The following is a 20,196-nucleotide window of genomic DNA, read 5'->3' as shown; positions in this document are numbered from 1 at the left end:
TTTCCCTTTCCGGCGGTTCCGACTCTATCAGATCCTTTCGGGCCTGATTCCCAGTCAGAGGGGGTTGCCTTCCCGGCCGCTCGGCCGTTCCGACGTTTCAAACTCTAGCGGATTCCCCCGAGCAACTCATAATCGAGTCAATCGAAATGAATTTCGGCATGCCGAAATTCGCCCCGGCTGGGGGATCGTGCAGAGTTTGGTTGCCGCATCAGCGGCGGGATCGGTCGTCGCAGAACCGTTCCGGCTCCGTGACAACTCGAAGAACCTTACGGATCGGGGAGGGTCGTGTCAACCCACCCCTCCGTTCATCTTCCAGACGCCTTCTAGTCCAGGCCGGCGAGCCGGCCGCCCGCGTCCGGCTGGGCGTGCTCCACGCGGCGCAGGAGGCGGATCAGCATCTCCCCCAGCACGCCGCGTTCCTCGCCGGAGAGGTCCTGGAGCAGTTCCTCCTCGAAGTTCGTGGCCATGCGCATCGCCTCGAGCCACTTCGCACGGCCCTCGTCCGTCAGTTCGACGATGACGCGCACCCGGTTGGTCTCGTCGCGGTCCCGCGTGACCAGACCGTCGGCGGCCATCCGGTCGATGCGGTGGGTCATGGCGGCCGGGGTGAGACCGAGGCGCTTCGCGAGTTCGCCGGGGCCGAGGCGGTAGGGAGCGCCCGAGAGCACGAGGGTCTTGAGGACCTCCCACTCGGCGTTGCTGATGCCGAGGGCGGCGACCTGGCGTCCGTACGCGACGTTCATCCGGCGATTGAGCCGGCCGAGGGCGGAGACGACCTGTTCGACCTGGGGGTCCAGGTCGCGGAACTCGCGCTGGTACGCGGCGATCTGCTCGTCGAGGCTCGGTTCCGCTGTCGGCGCGGCCGTCGGCTTCGGCCGGCCGGGCTGCTCGGGGGTGTCGGACATGCGCCTCACTATCCCATGCCGCCGGACGCCTTCTAAGTCCTTCGATTTGTATTGTTGAGGTTCTAACTTTACTATCTAAGTCTTCAAGCTTCAGTCCTCCAGGGCTGACCGACCGAGGCAGGTGAGTGTGACCAAGGCGATGGGCGCTGCGATGCGCCGGATCCAGGCAGGGAACGTGCTGAGCGCGTTCGGGCTCGGGTTCACCGTTCCGTATCTCTATGTGTATGTGGCTCAGGTGCGGGACCTGGGCGCGGGCACGGCCGGTGCCGTGCTCGCCGTCTTCGCCATGGCCGCGCTCGTCGTTCTCCCCTTCACCGGGCGGACCATCGACCGGCGCGGGCCGCTGCCCGTGCTCGTCGTGGCCGCGCTGCTGGCTTCCGCCGGTGCGCTCGCCATGGGGCTGGCCGGGAGTGTGCCCGCCGCCGTCCTTGCCGCCGCGCTGCTGGGCGCTGGTACCGCGGTGATGCAGCCGGCGCTGGCGACGATGATCGTCTGGTGCTCCAGCCCGTCCACCCGGACGCGGGCGTTCGCCATGCAGTTCTTCCTGCAGAACCTGGGGCTGGGCGTCGGTGGTCTGATCGGTGGGCAGATCGTCGACAAGAGCCGCCCCGACAGCTTCATCCTGCTGTTCTCGATCGAGGCGGCGATGTTCGTCGTGCTCGCCGTGATCGCCGCGACCGTACGGATGCCGAAGGCTCCGTCGATCCCCGACGCGATGCCGGAGAACACCGAGGCCAAGGCCCGGGGTGGGCTGCGGTCGCTGCTCGGGCACCGGGCGATGGTGCAGCTGTGCGTGCTGGGCTTCGTGCTCTTCTTCGCCTGCTACGGACAGTTCGAGTCGGGGCTCGCGGCGTACGCCACCGAAGCCGCCGGGATCGACCCCGCGGGGCTCGGCTACGCCCTGGCCGCGAACACCGCGGTCATCGTGCTCGCCCAGTTCCTCGTGCTGCGGTTCGTCGAGCGGCGGCGGCGCTCGCGCGTGATCGCCGCGGTCGGTCTGATCTGGGCCGTCGCGTGGGTCGTCGCGGGGTACGCGGGACTCGGGCACGGCGGCCAGACGATGGCGACGGCCGCGTTCATCTCCACGTACGCGCTGTTCGGACTCGGTGAGGCGATGCTCTCGCCGACCGTGGCGCCGCTCGTCGCCGATCTGGCGCCGGAGTCGATGGTCGGGCAGTACAACTCGGCGTTCGCGCTGGTCAAGCAGCTCGCCCTGGCGGTCGGTCCGGCGGTGGGCGGGCCGATGGGCGCCGCGCTGCACGGCCCGTACATCGTGACCTTCGTCCTCTTCTCGCTGGGCATCACCGTGCTGGCCCTGAAGCTGGGACGGAACCTGACGGCCGTACAGGACCAGCCGGCGCTCGCGTCGAAGTCGCGCATCGTCGCTCGGCACCGGCCCGAGCAGGACAAGGTCGAGGCCACCGCCTAGCCGGGCAGCGCGAACTCGCACCACACCGCTTTGCCACCGCCAGGAGTGCGGCGGCTCCCCCAGGACGAGGCGATCGTCGCGACGATGGAGATCCCGCGACCCGCCTCGTCCTCCGTTTCCGCTCTACGGCGGCGCGGCAGGTGGTCGTCGCCGTCCGTCACTTCGATGATCAGCCGGCGGTCGGTGCGGCGGAGCCGCAGGCGCATGGGTGGCGTGCCGTGCTGGAGCGAGTTCGCGACGAGCTCGCTGGCCGCGAGGACGCCGAGATCACGCAGCTCGCCGGGGAACCTCCACGAGGCCAGCACTCCTGACGCGAAGGCACGCGCGCGTGGTGCGGCCTCCACTCCGCCGAGCAGTTCGAGGGCGGCGTTGTGGAACAGCTCCGCGTCCGGGCCGGAGCGGGTGGGGTGCTGCAGGACGAGGACCGCGACATCGTCGTCATGCTCCGCGGTCACGCCGAGAGAGCGGATCAGCCGGTCGCACACGACCTGGGGCGTGCCGGTCGCGCCGGCCAGCGCCCGCTCCAGCGCGGCGATGCCTTCGTCGATGTCCTCGCCGCGCCGCTCGACCAGACCGTCCGTGTAGAGGACCGCGGTCGAACCGGGCTGGAGCGCGATCGTGCCCGAGGTGTGGAGCCAGCCGCCGGTGCCGAGCGGCGGGCCGGTCGGCTCCTCCGCGGAGTGGACCGTGCCGTCGGCGTCGCGTACGAGGATCGGCAGATGGCCCGCCGACGCGTACACCAGCCGGCCCTCGTTCGGATCGTGCACCGCGTACACGCAGGTCGCGATCTGGCTCGGGTCGATCTCGGAGGCCAGTCCGTCGAGCAGCTGCAGTACTTCGTGCGGGGGAAGGTCGAGGCGGGCGTAGGCACGGACGGCGGTGCGCAGCTGGCCCATGACGGCGGCGGCGCGCACCCCGCGGCCCATGACGTCGCCGATGACCAGGGCGGTGCGGCCGGCGCCGAGCGTGATCACGTCGTACCAGTCGCCGCCGACCGCGGCGTCGGTGCCGCCCGGGCGGTACTCGGCGGCGATCCGCAGATCGTCCGGCTGCTCCAGCTCCTGCGGGAGCAGTGAGCGCTGGAGGGTGACGGCGGTCTCGCGGTGGCGGCGCTCGCTGGCGCGCAGCCGCTCGGCGGCCTCGGCGTGGGCGGTGACGTCGGCGGCGAAGACGAGGATTCCGCTGATGACCTCGCCGGGGTGGCGGGGGTCGGGGGCCTCGGCGGGCAGGCAGGTGACCGTGTACGAACCGCCGCGCTGGATCCGGCGGGACTTCACGGTGCGGGGCTTTCCGCTGCGCAGCACCTGGTCCAGCAGCGGCAGCAGCCCCAGCTCGGCGAACTCGGGGCAGACCTCGGCGGCCATGGCACCGGCGGGGCGGGGGCCGAACGCCGCTTCGTACGCCTCGTTGACGTAGGACACGCGGTGCTCGGTGCCGTGGACGAGGGCGACCAGCGCCGGCAGCGCGCCGAGCAGCTCCCCCGCCGAGAAGTGCTCCAGCGCGGGCGCGGCGGGCACGCCCGGTGTGCCGGATGGGCCCGGCGTACCCGGTGCGCCTGCTGTGCCCGGTCCGCCTGCTGAGCCTGACGGGTCGGTGAGGGCGTCGGTGGCGTCGGCCTCGCGGTCCGGCCGCTGGTCGTACTCACCGCGGGCCGCGGGCACGGAGCCACGGTCCAGCCGCGCTGCGGCGCGACGCTGCGTACCGGGGAGCCGGGCGCTCCAACGCGTGAAGTTCACGGATCTTCAAGCCTCGTGGTGTCGTTGCTGATTGGTGTGCGCGGCTGCGCCCGTGGTGTCTGCGGGGTCAGGGGTCGTCCCCGGGTGGAACAGCCAAGCCTCGTGGTGTCGTTGCCGGTCGGGATTGCGCAGGCGGGATCGCCCGGGGACGAATCACTCTGTGCAGGCCGCAGGTCCACCTATCGTCACACGCCCAGTGTGACCGACCGCACTGACAGAGAGGACGGTGAGCGATCAGCCCTCTCCGGGATCCGCCTCGGGCGCCGCGCCCGGGGCCTGTCCCCGCCGTCTTTCGCGGCCCCTCGGGGGCGGGTCCTCATGGCGGCGCTCCAGCGGCCTGGACGGGACACCGCCCGCGGCGAGTTCGAATTCGGCACGAGGATGTTCCAGCGAGCCGAGCGAGACGATCTCACGCTTGAAGAGCCCGGACAGCATCCACTCGGCCAGGATGCGTGCCTTCCGGTTGAAGGTGGGCATGCGGCTGAGGTGGTACGCGCGATGCATCAGCCACGCCGGGTAGCCCTTGAGCTTGCGGCCGTACACATGCGCCACGCCCCTGTGCAGACCGAGCGAGGCCACCGATCCGACGTAGGCGTGGACGTACTCCTTGAGGGGCTGTCCGCGCAGCGAGGCGACGATGTTCTCGGCGAGCACCTTCGTCTGGCGGACGGCGTGCTGTGCGTTCGGCGCGCACTCCTTGCCGGCCTCCTTCGCGGTCACGTCCGGCACGGCGGCGGCGTCCCCGGCCGACCAGGCGTGTTCGACTCCCTCGATGGTCAGCTCGGCCGTGCACTTGAGCCTGCCGCGCTCGTTGAGCGGGAGGTCCGTGGCGCAGAGGACGGGCGCGGGCTTGACGCCGGCGGTCCACACGACCGTGCGAGTGGGGAAGCGGGAGCCGTCGCTCAGAACGGCGACGCGGTTCTCACAGGAGTCCAGCCGGGTGTCGAGGCGTACGTCGATGTTGCGGGCGCGCAGCTCACGGATGGCGTACCTGCCCATCTCCTCGCCCACCTCGGGGAGGATGCGGTCGCTCGCCTCCACGAGGACCCATTTCAGGTCCTCCGGCTTGATGTTGTGGTAGTAGCGCGTCGCGTAGCGGGCCATGTCCTCCAGCTCGCCGAGCGCTTCGACACCGGCGAAGCCTCCGCCCACGAAGACGAAGGTGAGCGCCGCGTCGCGCAGGCCGGGCTCGCGGGTGGAGGAGGCGATGTCCATCTGCTCGATGACGTGGTTGCGCAGGCCGATGGCCTCCTCGACGGACTTGAAGCCGATGCCGTACGTGGCGAGGCCGGGGACCGGGAGGGTGCGGGAGATCGAGCCGGGGGCGATGACCAGCTCGTCGTACCCGACCTGGATCGCGCCCGCGCCTTCCTCCTCCGTGGCGAGGGTCGCGACGGTCGCGGTGCGTTTGGCGTGGTCGACGGCTCTGACCTCGCCGATGAGGATCCGGCATCTGTTCAGGACGCGACGGAGCGGGACCACCACGTGGCGGGGCGAGATCGCGCCGGCCGCCGCCTCGGGGAGGAAGGGCTGGTAGGTCATGTACGCCTCGGGCGTCACCACGAGGATCTCGATCTCACCGTGCCCCAGCTCGGCCTTCAGCTTCTGCTGGAGACGGAGCGCGGTGTACATCCCCACGTAGCCGCCGCCGACGACGAGAATGCGCGTGCGCGGCGAGGAGCCGGGGGTCGTGTCCCGGGAGTATGCAGCCTTCACCATCCCATGAGGCAACGGTCCCAGGAGTTTGTCCACAGGCCCGGCAAATTGTGTGACCGGAGGTTTTGGCCAGACCTCGCTGGTGCCGGTACCTCCCGCAGTGGAAGATGCGCAGGTCAGCGGGGATTTGAGGGGTCTTGGGCAGGGGCGGAATCAGGAAGGTTCCGGCCCTTGGTCCGATCGGGGGGCGCACCGTGCGGAACTACCCCTTCTGAATTGACCTCGTCTCAACTATGTTCGTACCCCGTCGGGGTGTCGGGCCGGTGACTCGTCTGATTCACCCTGGCTGTCACGACGGGGCGTCTCCGGGGGGAGACAAATCATTACCGGGGGAACACATATGCACATTCAGGATTCGCATTGGCCGGGTGCTGTCGCTTCCGAGGCCGGCGTGAACGGACGTGTGGGTACGGCTGTGACCGGCCGTTCCGCGCCGCTGCGTGTGGACGCGCAGCGCAATCTGGAGCATGTACTGCGCGCTGCGCGTGAGGTGTTCGGCGAGCTCGGTTACGGGGCGCCGATGGAGGACGTGGCGCGCCGGGCCCGGGTGGGTGTCGGCACGGTCTACCGCCGCTTCCCGAGCAAGGACGTGCTGGTACGGCGAATAGCCGAGGAGGAGACGTCCCGGCTGACGGAGCAGGCGCGTACGGCCCTCGGGCAGGAGGAGGAGCCGTGGTCCGCGCTCTCCCGCTTCCTGCGGACGTCGGTCGCGTCGGGTGCGGGACGGCTGCTGCCGCCGCACGTGCTTCGGGTCGGTGTGGACGTGGACGACTCGACGGTCGTCGCGGACGTGGCGCGCGAGGAGACACGGGACGAGACGCGGGTGCCTCAGCAGCGGCTGGGCGTCGCCGGGCAGAACGGTCTGCGCGTCGTCGCACCGCGCCCGGTGCCCCCGGCGGAGCTGGACGACGCGGGCGCGGGCGAGTTGCTCGAGGTCGTGGGTCGGCTGGTCGAGCGGGCGCGGGAGGCCGGTGAGCTGCGGGTCGATGTCACGGTCGCCGATGTGCTGCTCGTGATAGCCACGGCTGCACCCTCTCTTCCGGACGCGGCGCAGCAGGCCGCGGCCTCGGCCCGGCTGCTGGACATCCTGCTGGAGGGGCTGCGCTCGCGGCCGGTGTGACGGCGGGAGGCGTGACGGCGTGAGGCGTGACGGCGTGACGGTGCGCGTGTGACGGCGTGAGGCGTGACGGCGTGACGGTGCGCGTGTGACGTCGTCCGACCGGCTGCCGCCGGCGTGACGGTGTCCGCCCCGCGCGCTGGACGGCGGCGTCACGGTGTCCGCGCGGTGGCCGGTCGTACGGCACGTTCGGTGTCTGTTGTGCGGGTGAATCGTCGTGCTTGGTTTCGGACAGGCTTCCCCGGACGGGTGGTTGGGGTACCGGGGAGTCCGGGCCGTCGCCTCGCTGTGGCACTCTTGGCCGATACTTCGGGTCACTGGGTGCGTACGGGGGCTTCCGCGATGAGCGGTGACGGTCGGAACGAGCCAATCGCCGGTGGGGCGGGCGCGGAAACCGGCGGACGTGTGCCGCCACAGCGGGAGGGCGGTGCGGCGAGCGCCGCAAGCGGTCCGCCGCCGTCCGACGCCGACCTGATCCAGCGGATGCGCGGGGGCGAGGACAGCGCGTACGAGGAGTTGTTCCGCCGCCACTCGGACGCCGTGCGCCGATACGCGCGTACGTGCTGCCGCGATGCCGACACCGCGGACGACCTGACGGCCGAGGTGTTCGCCAGGACGCTCCAGGCGGTACGCGGCGGCGCGGGACCCGAGCATGCCGTACGCGCCTATCTGCTGACCACCGTGCGCCGTGTCGCCGCAGCGTGGACGAGTTCGTCCAGGCGGGAGCAACTGGTCGAGGACTTCGCCGTCTTCGCCGACCAGGCCGCCCGCTCGTCCGAGGTACCGGACCAGAACGCGCTCGATCTCGGCGCCGATGTGCGCGCGATGCACGAGGCCGATCGGTCGATGGCCCTTCAGGCCTTCCGCTCACTGCCCGAGCGCTGGCAGGCGGTGCTGTGGCACACCACCGTCGAGGAGGAGTCGCCCAGCACGGTGGCACCGCTGTTCGGCCTCACCGCCAACGCCACGGCGGTGCTGGCCAGCCGGGCCCGCGAAGGGCTCAAGCAGGCCTATCTGCAGGCCCATGTCAGCTCCGCGCTCACCTCGGGCGGCGACTGCGCGCGGTACGCCGACCGGCTGGGGGCGTACGCCCGGGGCGGCCTGCGGATGCGGGCCGAGCGCGGGCTGCGCAAGCACCTGGAGGAGTGCGCCAAGTGCCGGCTCGCCGCAGGCGAGCTGGAGCAGGTCAACGCCGGTATCCCTGCCCTGCTGCCGGTCGCGGTCATCGGCTGGTTCGCCGGCGGGTACTCGCTCAAGGCCGCCGGGATCGTGGCGGGCGGCGCCGCGGGGGCGGCGGGCGCCGGTGCCGCCGCCGCCACGAGCGGGTCCGGATCCGCCGGTGGCGGTGGTTCCACCGGGGCCGGGGCCGCGGCCTCGGAGGGCCTCGGGGCGCCGGTGAAGGCCGGGATCGCCGCACTGGTGGCCGTGGCGGCGGTGGCAGGGCTGGTCTTCGCCCTCGCGGGCGATCCGCAGCCGGTGTCGAAGCCGCAGGTGCAGGCGCAGCCGCCGGCCGCGCAGCCCGTCGTACCCGAGCCGCCCGCACCGTCGTCGCCGCAGCCTCCGGCCCCGCCCTCACCACCGGCGCCGAAGCCCGAGCCCGAGCGGCCGTCGCCCCGGCCCGAGGAGCCGAAGCCCGAAGCGGCTGCTCCGAAGCCGTCGTCTCCCCCGGCCGCACCGCCCGCACCGGCGGAGCCGGCGCCCGAACCACCCGCGCGCAAGCCCGCGCCCAGCACGCCGCCCCCGGCGCCCCCCGCGTCCGTCTACCAGGTCAACCGGCTGGAGTACGGAACGTTCGGCGACCACACCGAGCCCGAGGTGCGGCTGGGTGAGAGCAGCTGGGTCTGGAAGCGCCGGGGCATGTCGATCGACGGCACCCGGTACGGGCACGGGATCTCGGTCCACGCCAGGTCCTCCGTGACCATCGACCTGAACCGCCGGTGCACCTCGTACGACGCGCTGGTCGGCGTCGACGACATGTCGCTGGGCTCGGGCCCGGTGCGCTTCTCCGTGTACGGGGACGGGGTGCGGCTGTGGCAGTCGCCGCCGATGCGCGGCGGTGACGCGGCGGTCCCCGTGCACGTCGTTCTCTCCGGCCAAGAAACGATTCGGCTGGTCGTGGCACCGCAGAAGCCGTCCGCTTCGGTGGCCGTCGCGGACTGGGCGCAGTCCCGGATCAGCTGCGGCTGACGCCCCGGCCGCCCGGAGGGCCGGGCTCGACGGCGCTCGTCGGAGCGACGGCAGTCGTCGGAGCGGTGGCGGCCGCGGGACCGTCAGCGTCAGGAGCGGTCCCCGTGCGGCACCGGACCCGCTACGCCTGAAGTGTCGGCCTTCTCGGCACGCCTGCCGCCACCGCTCGGCGGCGCGGCGCCGCCGTACCCGTCCAGCAGGTGCCGCGTCGGGCGAGCAGGCGGCGGAGCCACAGTTCCGTGGAGACCAGGTCCGCGAGCCCGTCCAGGGGGACCGGTTCGCCCTCGGAGGCCGCGCGCAGGGCCTTGCGGACGACGCGGGCCTCGACGATGCCCGCGTCCGCGAGCAGGGGGGTGTCGAACAGGTCCAGCAGGTGCGGCAGCGACATGCGCAGCCCGGCCCGTGTCGCCGCGCTCGACGCCGCCTGGGACGGCGCGCCCCACCCTGTCGGCAGATCGTGGATGCCGGCTCCCGCGAGGACCGTGCGCAGGACCGCGGCCCGTGCCCCCGGCTGCACGCGGAGCGCCTCGGGCAGGTCCCGCGCGGCCCGTACGACCTGGTTGTCGAGGAACGGGGCGTGCAGCCGCTGGCTGCGTACCTCCGCTGCCTGCTCCAGCACCCGGTGGTCCGCCGCGTGCCGGGCGAGCGCCGCACGGGCGCGTGCCTCGCCCGGCCGCTGCACCGACGTGGGCCGGGTCGCCGCCTCCTGCAGCCGAACCGACACGTCGGCGAGCGCCTCGCCCGTGAGCCAGCGCGCCGCGGGCCCGGGGCGGGACCAGGACAGGGCGGCCAGGGACGCGCCCAGGGGCCCGTTGACCGCCGGGACGAGGCGGTTCGCCTCGGGCAGTCGGGCGGCCGCCGACTCCAGTCCGGTGCGGTAGGGCGTACGGGCGAGCCGGCGCGCGGCCCGGTAGACGGTCAGCGGGACGAGGAGCGAGCCCGCGGAAGGACCGGACGCACGCGCCAGTGCCGAGACGGGACGCAGCAGGGGCCTGCGCCGACGGTCCATCAGCAGGTCCGCGAGGCGGGCCGGGTGCGCGTCGAGGACCTGGCGGGCGCCGAGCCCGGTGAAGTGGTCGGCGCTGCCGGACACCAGCCGTCTCCGGTTGCGTTCGGCCTCGACGAGCGAGGGGCCGGGCTCGTCGGTCAACGGCCCGTCGAGGTCGGCGTACGGGAGGGCCTCCTCGCCGGCCGCGACGACCACGTGGTGCAGCCGGGGGTTCGCGGCGATCGCCCGGGCCCGTTCCAACTCGGCCTCCCGGCCCTGCGGCACGGCCAGGTCGTTGAAGGTGACGGCCAGCAGTCGCTCACCGGCGCCCGTGCCGTGTCCCAGTATCGTGCCCGGCACTCCGGGCAGCCCGGCGGCGAGCAGCGCGAGCGTTCCGGAGGCGCTTCCTCCGGACAGGTCGGCGCCGATGCCGGGCGCGGGCGCGCCCCGTGCCGCGCGCCGTTCCGCCGGTCCCATCCCGGGTACGGGTCCCGGATCGGGCGGCAGCGTCTCGGGCGCGTGCCGGGGCGCGGTGAGTCTCGCGCGTACGGCGTCGACGAGCGCGTCCCGCATCCCTTCCATGGCCCGGACCGGGTCGAGTTGGGGCGCGGCGACGGCGAGCGAGGCGACCGGTTCGTACCCGGTGATCTCGCGCGAGCCCTCGCGCAGGATCAGCGCGTGTCCGGGCGGGATCCGTTTGACTCCGGAGTACGGGGTGGAGTCACGCAGTGCCTCGGGCGACTCGGGGCAGGCGAGGAGCGCGGCGAGGTACCCGATGTCGAGCTGGGCCTCGATGAGGTCGGCCAGCGGCAGAGCGGCGGTGGCGTACGCCGTGCCGTTGGCCCAGGGCGTGTAGAAGACGGGCCGTGCGCCGGCGAGGTCGCCCGCGATGGTGATGCGGCGGCCGACCTGGACGACCGAGGTGTAGCTGCCGGCCCAGGCGGTGAGATGCCGCAGCGCGCCACCGCGGGCCGCGAAGAGCCCGACGCGCAGCTCCTCGTCGCTGGCGGCGCAACAGCCCAGTACGGCGAGGCGGGTGTTGGGGTCGACGGTGACGACGCGGACCTCGTCGGGGCGCCAGTCACCGACGGCCCAGAGCGGATCGGGGTCTCCCCAGAGGAGCCGGGCGCCGACGGGGTGGACGGTGCGGCTGTCGTCGTCGGCCGTGGTGGGGGTACGGGATCCGACCGCTCCTGCCGTGCCGAAGCTTGCGGCGATACTGCTCCATCCCACCAGCCACCGCATCGCGCCTCCACAGCCTGTGGACAACTCTCGGCACACCCGGACACCTGATTCGGCGGACCGGGTGCACCCGATGAGGACATGCTGCCACGACAACGGCGCACAGGAGGGTCTCCGGGTCGCGTGCGCAAAAAGTGAACGCGCCCCTGGCATTGGCCATTTGCCGACGGTCAACGGCACCCGGTGCCACATGGTGGCCGCGTTGACCGCCAGGCGACCGCACAGGGTCGCCGCGCGACCGCCGCACACGGCGCACGAGCCGCACGGCCCCACGCCGCCCCACACGACCCCACGCCGTCGGGCGCGCCCCGGGGCGCGGGCCTTCGGGGACAGAACGCCGGGGTAAGGGCGGCATTCGGCCATTTTCCGAGTACCGGGGAACCGAACATACCCCCAGACATCCGGACAGACGCACAGTCCGGGAGGCGCTGTTCGCCTCCCGGACCGGTCCGCCGCCCGCGGGGAATTGAGGCGGCGGTGTCCCCCAGCCCACTGGATCCCTGGCCAGTGGGCCGACCCACGCAGCACTCATGGAAGCGCTCCCGCCGAGGCCGGACGAGAGCGCACGGACAGGCGCACGGCCACACACCCGGAGCACGGTCCCGGCCCCGTCCCTCGCCCGGGCACACAACAATCCCGCCATACGGAACACCGCCTCTTAACGGTCGGGATGCGGCGAACTACCCTGTGTGTCACTGCTGTTCTCCGCGGGGGGTGCATATTCCTGGGGGCTCGGCCACGCGCTCTTGCGTCCGGGTTCCGGGGGGTTGTCCCACTGTGGTGAGGGGCAGAACGAACGCCGGACGCGGAAGCCCGGCGGCCGTCTGTGTGTCGAGGGGTGGCGCATGTCCAGGGAGCAACGCGGGCCGAACGAAAAGCTCGGCACCGTTCTCGCCCTCGCGGGAATCAGCAACGCCGGCCTCGCCCGGCGAGTCAACGACCTCGGGGCGCAGCGCGGTCTGACCCTTCGCTACGACAAGACGTCGGTGGCCCGATGGGTGTCGAAGGGCATGGTGCCGCAGGGCGCCGCGCCGCATCTCATCGCCGCCGCCATCGGGCAGAAGCTGGGCCGCCCTGTGCCGCTGCAGGAGATCGGGCTCGCGGACGCCGACCCGGCGCCGGAGGTCGGGCTCGCCTTCCCGCGCGACGTGGGCGAGGCGGTGAAGGCGGCCACCGAGCTGTACCGGCTGGACCTGGCGGGCAGGCGCGCGGGCGGTGGCGGGATCTGGCAGTCGCTGGCGGGCTCCTTCGCGGTGAGCGCGTACGCGACTCCCGCGTCCCGCTGGCTGATCACCCCCGCCGACTCGTCGGTGGAGCGCACGGTCGAGAGCACGGCGGGCGCCGAGGGCGCGGGCGAGAGCCCCGAGGACGGCCAGGTGCGGGTGGGGCACAGCGATGTGGCCAAGCTGCGCGAGGCGGCGGAGGACGCGAGGCGCTGGGACTCCAAGTACGGCGGCGGGGACTGGCGTTCGTCGATGGTGCCCGAGTGCTTACGGGTCGACGCGGCGCCGCTGCTGCTCGGTTCGTACTCGGACGAGGTCGGCCGGGCACTGTTCGGCGCGACCGCGGAGCTGACCCGGCTGGCGGGCTGGATGGCCTTCGACACCGGCCAGCAGGAGGCGGCGCAGCGGTACTACATCCAGGCGCTGCGGCTCGCGCGCGCCGCCGCCGACGTACCCCTGGGCGGCTATGTCCTGGCGTCGATGTCGCTGCAGGCGACGTACCGGGGCTTCGCCGACGAGGGCGTGGACCTCGCGCAGGCGGCCGTGGAGCGCAACCGCGGGCTGGCGACGGCCCGCACGATGAGCTTCTTCCGGCTGGTGGAGGCGCGGGCGCACGCGAAGGCGAGCGACGCGGCGGCGGCCGGGGCGGCGCTGAAGGCCGCGGAGAGCTGGCTGGAGCGGTCCCGGGAGGGTGACGCGGACCCGTCCTGGCTGGGGTTCTACTCGTACGACCGGTTCGCGGCCGACGCCGCCGAGTGCTACCGGGACCTGAAGGCGCCGCGCCAGGTGCGGCGCTTCACCGAGCAGGCGCTCTCGCGGCCGACGGAGGAGTTCGTCCGCTCGCACGGGCTGCGCCTGGTGGTGAGCGCCGTGGCCGAACTGGAGTCGGGAAACCTGGACGCGGCGTGCGCGGCGGGCACCCGGGCGGTGGAGGTCGCGGGCCGGATCTCGTCCGCGCGTACGACGGAGTACGTACGCGATCTGCTGCACCGGCTGGAGCCGTACGGGGACGAACCACGGGTGGCGGAGCTGCGGGAGCGGGCCAGACCGCTGCTGATGACCCCGGCGTGAGCCGTACCCCGGCCGTACTCCGTCCCGTGATGCGTGTCCCACCTGGTTTAACGCGTTTGTCAGTGGGCCAGTGCATCATCGGGGGTCCCGGGTGCTTTCCCGGGGCAGCACTGCCGGGGTGGAAGGTGTGTGGTGACGGCAGCCGCGTTCGACTGTGACGTGCTGGTGATCGGCGGCGGGATCATCGGCCTGTCGACGGCGTATGCCCTGACGCGTGCGGCGCCGGGCACCTCCGTGGTGGTGCTGGAGAAGGAGCCGGGCCCGGCCCGTCACCAGACCGGGCGGAACAGCGGAGTGATCCACAGCGGGATCTACTACCGCCCGGGCTCGCTGAAGGCACGTTTCGCCGTGCGCGGCGCCGCGGAGATGGTCAAGTTCTGCGCGGAGTACGGCATCCCCCACGAGGTCACCGGCAAGCTGATCGTCGCCACGGACCGCGAGGAGCTGCCACGGCTGCACGCCCTGGTCCAGCGCGGCAGGGAGAACGGGATTCCGGTGCGCGAGCTGGGCCCCGCGGGCATCGCGGAGTACGAGCCGCAGGTGCGGGGCGTCGCGGCGATCCGGGTCGGGACGACCGGGGTGTGCGACTTCGGCGCGGTCGCGGCGCAGCTCGCCCAGGCGTCCGGAGCCTCGGGTGCGGAGGTGCTCTACGGCGAGGAGGTGCGGGTCGTCGACCGCCGACCGTGGGGTGTCGCGGTCCGTACGGCCGGTGGCCGCGTCGTCCGCGCCCGGACGCTGGTGAACTGCGCGGGGCTGCACTGCGACCGCGTCGCGCGGCTCGCGGGCGACGAGCCGGGCATGCGGATCGTCCCCTTCCGTGGGGAGTACTACGAGCTGGCCCGGCCGGAACTGGTCCACGGACTGGTCTACCCGGTCCCGGACCCGGCGTTCCCCTTCCTCGGCGTCCATCTCACCCGCGGCATCGAGGGCGGCGTCCATGTGGGGCCGAACGCGGTCCCGGCGCTGGCCCGCGAGGGCTACGACTGGTCCACGGTCCACCCGCGCGAGCTCGCGGCCACACTGACCTGGCCCGGCACCTGGCAGATCGCGCGCCGCCACTGGCGCTACGGCACGGGCGAGCTGCACCGCTCCCTCTCCAAGCGCGCCTTCACGGCGGCGGTCCGCAGGCTGCTGCCCGCCGTCACGGAGGACGATCTGCGGCCGGCCGCCGCCGGTGTCCGCGCCCAGGCGGTGCTCCGGGACGGCACCCTGGCGGACGACTTCCTGATCAAGGAGTCCCTCCGTACGGTCCATGTCCTGAACGCACCGTCACCGGCGGCGACGGCGTCCCTCCCGATCGGCCGTGAGGTGGCCAGGCTGGCCCTCGCGCACCTGACGGACGCGTGACGCGCACCACCCGGGACCCGGGCGGGCCGCCGTACAATCGGGGCATTGTGTCTGAGTCCGAGAACGTCGTCACTGAAGGTCCCCGCGTGTCCTCCCCCCGTACCGTCACCGTCCGCCCCAAGGGCGAGCCGCGCTTCCCCGGCGGCCCCGCCGCGGATCCCGCCGGATCGCACCACGAGCGCCGGATCCGCAGCTTCCAGCCGCGCCGGAGCCGGGTGACCACCGGGCAGGGCGAGGCCCTGCAGCGGCTCTGGCCGGTCTGGGGCCTGGACATCGACGGGCTGCGCACCCTCGACCTGGGCGAGATGTTCGACGGGCTGCCTGTCGTCCTGGAGATCGGCTTCGGGATGGGCGAGGCGACCGCGCGCATGGCCGAGGCCGACCCCGGCACCGGCATCCTCGCCGTCGACGTCCACACGCCCGGCCAGGGCAATCTGCTCGGCCTCGCGGACCGGGCGGGGCTGACCAACGTGCGCGTGGCCAACGGTGACGCGATCATCCTGCTGCGCGAGATGCTCGCCCCCGACGCGCTCGACGGACTGCGGGTGTACTTCCCGGACCCCTGGCCCAAGAAGCGCCACCACAAGCGCCGGCTGATCCAGCCCGAGTTCCTCACCCTCGCCGCGAGCCGGATGAAGCCGGGTGCGGTCCTGCACTGCGCGACCGACTGGGAGCCGTACGCCGAGCAGATGCTCGAGGTCCTCACCGCCCACCCCGACTTCGACAACACCGAACCGGCCGGCGGCTACGCCCCCCGTCCGGCGTTCCGCCCCCTGACCCGCTTCGAGGGCCAGGGCCTCGACAAGGGCCACGTGGTGCACGACCTGCTCTTCCGCCGCGCCGGCTGACCGCGCGGGCTGACCGCGCCGGGCCGGGCGGCGGCGCCGCACGGACGCTGTGGGCCATGGCCGGAGGAGGCCCAACGGCGGTATCGCCGTCGCGCGGTGTCGGTGGTGCTCGTTAGGGTCGTCTGGTGTCCGACTGGTCCCCGCAGCCGCAACCGGCCGCCCGCCCCGACGTTCCGACGTGCGACGAACAGCCGCTGTTCGACGCCGTACCGGAGCGTGCGCGCTGGCGGTACAAGCCGCGCCGTGACTTCTGGCGCAGCAAGGCCGTGCGCGCCGGGACCCTGATCACGCTGCTCGCGCTGTCCGGTCTGGTCATCCTCGCGCTGGTGCGAGAACAGACCGGTACCGAAGGCTTCCTCGTCGGCCTCGGCCTCGCCGTGCTGCCGGTACCGCTGCTGATGGCGGCGTTCCGCTGGCTGGACCGCGTCGAGCCGGGTCCCTGGCGGAACCTCCTCTTCGCCTTCGCCTGGGGCGCCTGCGCGGCCGCCCTCGTGGCGATCATCGCGAACTCGTTCGCGACCCAGTGGATAGCCACCGCCACGGCCGACCCCACGCACGCGGACACGATCGGCGCAACCGTCATCGCCCCCGTGGTCGAGGAGAGCGCCAAGGCGACGGCCGTGCTGCTCATCTTCCTCTTCCGAAGACGGGACTTCACCGGCGTCGTCGACGGAGTCGTCGTCGCCGGCTTCACCGCGACCGGCTTCGCCTTCACCGAGAACATCCTGTATCTCGGCACCGCCTTCGGGGAGGACCAGCAGATCGGCGCGTCCGGTTTCGCCTCCGTCACGGCCGCGACGTTCTTCGTGCGGATCGTGATGTCGCCGTTCGCCCATCCGCTCTTCACCGTGCTGACGGGCATCGGCTTCGGCCTCGCCGCCGCCGGCGCACAGCGCCGGAAGTTCCGCAGGACCGTGCTGCCCCTGCTGGGCCTCGTCCTCTCCATCGGCATGCACGCGCTGTGGAACGGCTCAGGGGCTTTCGGCCCGTGGGGCTTCTACGCCGTGTACGCGGCGTTCATGGTGCCGGCCTTCGGCCTGCTGACCTGGCTGGCGGTCTGGACCCGGCAGCGCGAGCTGCGCACGGTCGCGGCCGAACTGCCCGCGTACGCGGCGGCGGGCTGGCTCGCCCCGGCCGAGCCGCACGCCCTGTCCTCCATGCGGGCCCGCACGATGGCCCGTGACATGGCGGGCCGTACGCAAGGCCGGGAGGCCGCCCGCGCCGTCTCCGAGTACGAGGTCTTCGCGACCTCCCTGGCCTTTCTGCGGCACCGGGCCCATCGGGGCGCGGCGGGCACGGACTTCGTCGCTCGTGAGCAGGAGCTGCTCCACCACCTCTGGCAGCGCAGGGACGTGGCGGGCCCCGCCCTGACGTACGCGGCCCGCGCGACGGGCCGGGTCTGGCAGCCGCCCCCGTATCTGGACTACGGGGGCTACAACCCGTACCGCGGCTAGGCCCTTCGGGCCGTCCTCGCGGCATGGCGTCCGGGCACGGCGGACCGGCGACCCAGGCGTCGGGGGGAGTGCGCCAGGGCCGCCGGCGACTTGGGGGAGGACGAGTACGCGTACGCACACGGGTGCGGCCCGGTCCGGCAAGAACCGGAACCGGGCCGCGACCTCGGGCGGCCGGAAGCCGACCCGGAAGAGCACAGAGAGGGAGATGCCTTCACAATCCTTGGCCGGAGAGCCCTCGGACGCAGAGACCCCGGACGCAGAGACCCCGGACGCAGAGGCCCCGGACGCAGAGACCCTTGGCCGGAAGGCCCTCAGACAGAGAGGCCCTTGCCGCGCAGCCACGCCGCCGGGTCCACGCCGTCGCCGCCCGCCGTGTGCACCTCCAGGTGCAGGTGCGGGCCGGTGACGTTGCCGGTGGCGCCAACGCGCCCGATGGTCTCCGACGTGGAGACCTTCTGCCCCACGCCGACGGTCATCGACGACAGGTGGCAGTACCAGACCTCGCTGCCGTCCTCGAGCTCGAGCACGATGCGGTAGCCGTACGAACCGGACCAGCCCGCCGACTTGATGGTCCCGCCGTGAACGGCCTTGACGGGCGTACCGGTCGGGGCCGCGAAGTCGAGACCCGTGTGGTAGCCGGAGGACCACATGGAACCGGACTGCCCGAAGGTGGAGGTGAGCGTGTACGACGAGGTCGGCAGCGAGTAGCTCGCGGCGAGCTTGGCGAGGCGCTCGGCCTCCGCCTTGCGCGCGGCCTCGGCCTCGGCCTTCGCCTTCGCCTCTGCGGCCACTTCGGCGGCCTCGGTCTGCTGCTTCTTCGCCTCGGCGGCTGCCTTCTCCGCGGCGGCCTTCTCGGCGGCCGCCTTCACCTCGGCCTCGGCGGCGGCCTGCTGCTGCTCGGCCTGCTGGAGGATCCGGGCGCGCAGCGCCTCGCCCGCGTCACCGGCGCCCTGGGCGCTGTCCGCCGCCGATTCGGAGGCGGCGAAGGCGGTGAGCGGTGCGTCGTTCCCGGCGTCCTGGTCGGAGTCGTCCGACATGAAGGAGCCCACGCCGGGTAGCGATCCGGGGTCCGGGAGGTTGTCCGTGATGGCGTCGGGGAGCGAGATGGAGACGGCCGGCTTGTCCTGCGCGGTGGCGATGCCGCCCGCGCCGACCGCGGCTATGACGCCGACGCCGAGAACGGTGGAGCTCCGGGCCAGTCCGTTGCGCTGCTTGACGACGCGGTGCCTGCCACGGACCGGACGGACCGATTCCTCGGTCGGGTTCCACTCCTCCGCCCCGGTGGCCGGTGTCCACTGGTCGCTCGGGACCCACTGTGTGGTGGGAGGCTCTTGGAGGGCAGGCTCGTTGGACGCCACGGAGGCGTGCTCCTTTCCTTCCTTCTCGCCTACCGGGTTAGCTGACGGGTTCGGAGCAGGAAGGTCTCCTACGAGCACGATGAAGTGCCCGATTCACCCCAATTGGTGGTTCCCCGGTTCCCTTGCGGAATTCGGCGCATGCGCACGGTGCCGTCTCTTGCGACGGCTGGGACGACCGCGCTGCGTTATCGAACGTTAATAGACACCGAGGTCGGATTCCAAGCCGTTCCCACTGATCGTTAACGACTTTGGCCTGGACTTACCAGCAACAAGAGGATCGAATCGGGCAAGTTGACCAACCCTCGATCCACCCGACTTTCCTGACGGTGTATCAAATGTTATGCGGAGCGGTGTCCTTCGATCACGGTCCGTGGCGCCCCCTCCACCGCACGGGTCACGGGACGACGGGCATCGTCCTGCGCCGCTCCGGCTGGCGCTCCCCCGGCCGCCCGACCGCGAGCAGCGCCATGTCGTCCGTCGACCTGCCGCGCGTATGCCGCCGTACGTCCTCGACGACCGCGTCCAGCAGCTCCTCCGGCCCGGGAAAGATCCGGCCGCTCAGCCGTGTGCGCGGATCGTAGAAAGCACCCTGCCTGTCCCGCGCCTCCGACAGGCCGTCCGTGTAGAGGAGGAGCGTGGCACCGGGCAGGTAGGGGGTCTCGTACGCCCGGTCCGGCCACGCGTCCAGGTCGCCCATGCCGAGCGGCAGGGCACGCTCGGGCGGCTCCAGCACCTCCAGCCCACCGTCCGCGCCCAGCAGCAGCGGCGGCGGATGACCCCGGTTGACGATCCTGACCAGGCCGCTCCCGTGCGGGATCTCCGCGAGCACCGCGGTGGTGAAACCCTCGAACGCGTCGAACCCGGAGCGCCCCGTGCCCGCGCGCGCCAGCGCCCGCTCCAGCCGCTGGGCGACACCCTCCAGCGAGGACTCCTGTTCTGCGGCCTCCCGGAACGCCCCGAGCACCACGGCCACCGCCTCGACCGCGTCCAGCCCCTTCCCCCGTACGTCGCCGACGACCAGCCGCACCCCGTGGGGAGTCTCCTGCACGGCGTACAGGTCTCCCCCGATGAAGGCGTCCCGCTGCGCCGCCTCGTACCGCGCCGCGACCAGGAGCCCGCCGATCCGTTCGTCCGGCGTGGGCAGCACGGCCCGCTGCGCGGCTTCCGCGATGACCCGCGCCGACGCGAGGCGTTCGCCGCTGCGGCGTACGACGTGGTTGATGAAGAGGGCCAGCACGGAGACCGTGAACACGGTCAGCAGCTCCGTCACGGCAGGGATCTCGCCGGCCCTGCTGTTGTAGGCGTGGAGCCCGGCCACCGTGGCGACGGAGGCGACGCCCGTCAGCAGCGTGTAGAGAGCGGAGAAGAAGGGAGCGGCGACCAGTGGCGCCGCGGCGAAGAGAGGCGAGGCGGTGAACGACTCCGGGGTGCCCAGATCGAAGAAGACCCCGGCCACGATCAGCAGCACCGGCAACGCTCCGACGACCTTACGGCCACCGTTGCGCCGCGGTCGTTCGTCGCGTTCTCGTTGCCCCACCAGTGGTCTCCTGCCAGGTCCGCCCGGCTGCGGACGGT

The 20,196-nt window shown here is 72.5% G+C and carries 13 protein-coding genes and 1 riboswitch; of the genes, 7 read left to right on the top strand and 6 right to left on the bottom strand.

From position 1 onward, the window contains the following. Positions 1–323: 323 nt before the first annotated feature. Positions 324–905, bottom strand: a complete 582-nt coding sequence (locus tag ACIQMR_RS07770; RefSeq protein ID WP_401384038.1) for a MarR family winged helix-turn-helix transcriptional regulator — start codon at positions 903–905, stop codon at positions 324–326. A gap of 139 nt (positions 906–1,044) precedes the next feature. On the opposite strand from ACIQMR_RS07770, the gene ACIQMR_RS07765 reads away from it, so the two are divergent. Further along, positions 1,045–2,334, top strand: coding sequence for an MFS transporter (locus ACIQMR_RS07765; protein ID WP_401384125.1), 1,290 nt, complete (start codon positions 1,045–1,047; stop codon positions 2,332–2,334). Here ACIQMR_RS07765 and ACIQMR_RS07760 read toward each other — a convergent pair. Further along, entirely contained in the window at positions 2,331–4,070 is a 1,740-nt protein-coding gene (locus ACIQMR_RS07760) for a SpoIIE family protein phosphatase (RefSeq protein WP_401384036.1), read from the bottom strand. The genes ACIQMR_RS07765 and ACIQMR_RS07760 overlap by 4 nt on opposite strands. A gap of 234 nt (positions 4,071–4,304) precedes the next feature. Further along, positions 4,305–5,789 (bottom strand): NAD(P)/FAD-dependent oxidoreductase, encoded by a 1,485-nt coding sequence (locus tag ACIQMR_RS07755; protein ID WP_401384034.1) that lies wholly within the window; start codon positions 5,787–5,789, stop codon positions 4,305–4,307. A gap of 337 nt (positions 5,790–6,126) precedes the next feature. Between ACIQMR_RS07755 and ACIQMR_RS07750 the strand changes: the two genes are divergently transcribed. Together ACIQMR_RS07750 and ACIQMR_RS07745 are read left to right on the top strand one after the other, a co-directional pair. Next, positions 6,127–6,906: a TetR/AcrR family transcriptional regulator gene (locus ACIQMR_RS07750; protein ID WP_401384031.1), complete on the top strand. Its 780-nt coding sequence runs from the start codon at positions 6,127–6,129 to the stop codon at positions 6,904–6,906. A 339-nt stretch (positions 6,907–7,245) separates the two neighbouring features. Next, positions 7,246–9,090, top strand: a complete 1,845-nt coding sequence (locus ACIQMR_RS07745) for a sigma-70 family RNA polymerase sigma factor (RefSeq protein ID WP_401384029.1) — start codon at positions 7,246–7,248, stop codon at positions 9,088–9,090. Positions 9,091–9,211: 121 nt separating this feature from the next. On the opposite strand, the gene ACIQMR_RS07740 is transcribed toward ACIQMR_RS07745, so the two are convergent. Continuing rightward, positions 9,212–11,323, bottom strand: coding sequence for an asparagine synthase-related protein (locus ACIQMR_RS07740; RefSeq protein WP_401384028.1), 2,112 nt, complete (start codon positions 11,321–11,323; stop codon positions 9,212–9,214). A gap of 842 nt (positions 11,324–12,165) precedes the next feature. On the opposite strand from ACIQMR_RS07740, the gene ACIQMR_RS07735 reads away from it, so the two are divergent. The 4 genes from ACIQMR_RS07735 to ACIQMR_RS07720 all read left to right on the top strand — a co-directional run bounded on the left by ACIQMR_RS07735 (position 12,166) and on the right by ACIQMR_RS07720 (position 17,263). Further along, positions 12,166–13,614: an MFS transporter gene (locus ACIQMR_RS07735; RefSeq protein ID WP_385472223.1), complete on the top strand. Its 1,449-nt coding sequence runs from the start codon at positions 12,166–12,168 to the stop codon at positions 13,612–13,614. A 129-nt stretch (positions 13,615–13,743) separates the two neighbouring features. Then, the gene (lhgO, locus tag ACIQMR_RS07730; RefSeq protein ID WP_401384025.1) at positions 13,744–14,961 is read left to right on the top strand and encodes an L-2-hydroxyglutarate oxidase; all 1,218 of its coding nucleotides are present in this window, start codon (positions 13,744–13,746) and stop codon (positions 14,959–14,961) included. An 86-nt stretch (positions 14,962–15,047) separates the two neighbouring features. Continuing rightward, entirely contained in the window at positions 15,048–15,809 is a 762-nt protein-coding gene (gene trmB / locus ACIQMR_RS07725; RefSeq protein ID WP_266384196.1) for a tRNA (guanosine(46)-N7)-methyltransferase TrmB, read from the top strand. Between the two features lie 125 nt (positions 15,810–15,934). Then, positions 15,935–17,263 (top strand): PrsW family intramembrane metalloprotease, encoded by a 1,329-nt coding sequence (locus ACIQMR_RS07720; protein ID WP_401384022.1) that lies wholly within the window; start codon positions 15,935–15,937, stop codon positions 17,261–17,263. Positions 17,264–17,574: 311 nt separating this feature from the next. Here the strand turns inward: ACIQMR_RS07720 and ACIQMR_RS07715 are convergent, their stop codons facing one another. Both ACIQMR_RS07715 and ACIQMR_RS07710 read right to left on the bottom strand, forming a co-directional pair. Then, positions 17,575–18,621 (bottom strand): M23 family metallopeptidase, encoded by a 1,047-nt coding sequence (locus tag ACIQMR_RS07715; RefSeq protein WP_401384019.1) that lies wholly within the window; start codon positions 18,619–18,621, stop codon positions 17,575–17,577. Between the two features lie 11 nt (positions 18,622–18,632). Next, positions 18,633–18,768, bottom strand: a riboswitch (cyclic di-AMP (ydaO/yuaA leader). Positions 18,769–19,015: 247 nt separating this feature from the next. After that, entirely contained in the window at positions 19,016–20,158 is a 1,143-nt protein-coding gene (locus ACIQMR_RS07710) for a PP2C family protein-serine/threonine phosphatase (protein ID WP_401384017.1), read from the bottom strand. Positions 20,159–20,196: the final 38 nt, after the last annotated feature.

The organism is Streptomyces sp. NPDC091376 (genome assembly GCF_044757085.1).
Lineage (GTDB): Bacteria > Actinomycetota > Actinomycetes > Streptomycetales > Streptomycetaceae > Streptomyces > Streptomyces pratisoli.
The sequence above is the reverse complement of the archived record's forward strand: the minus strand, read 5'-3'. Positions and strand labels throughout refer to the sequence as shown.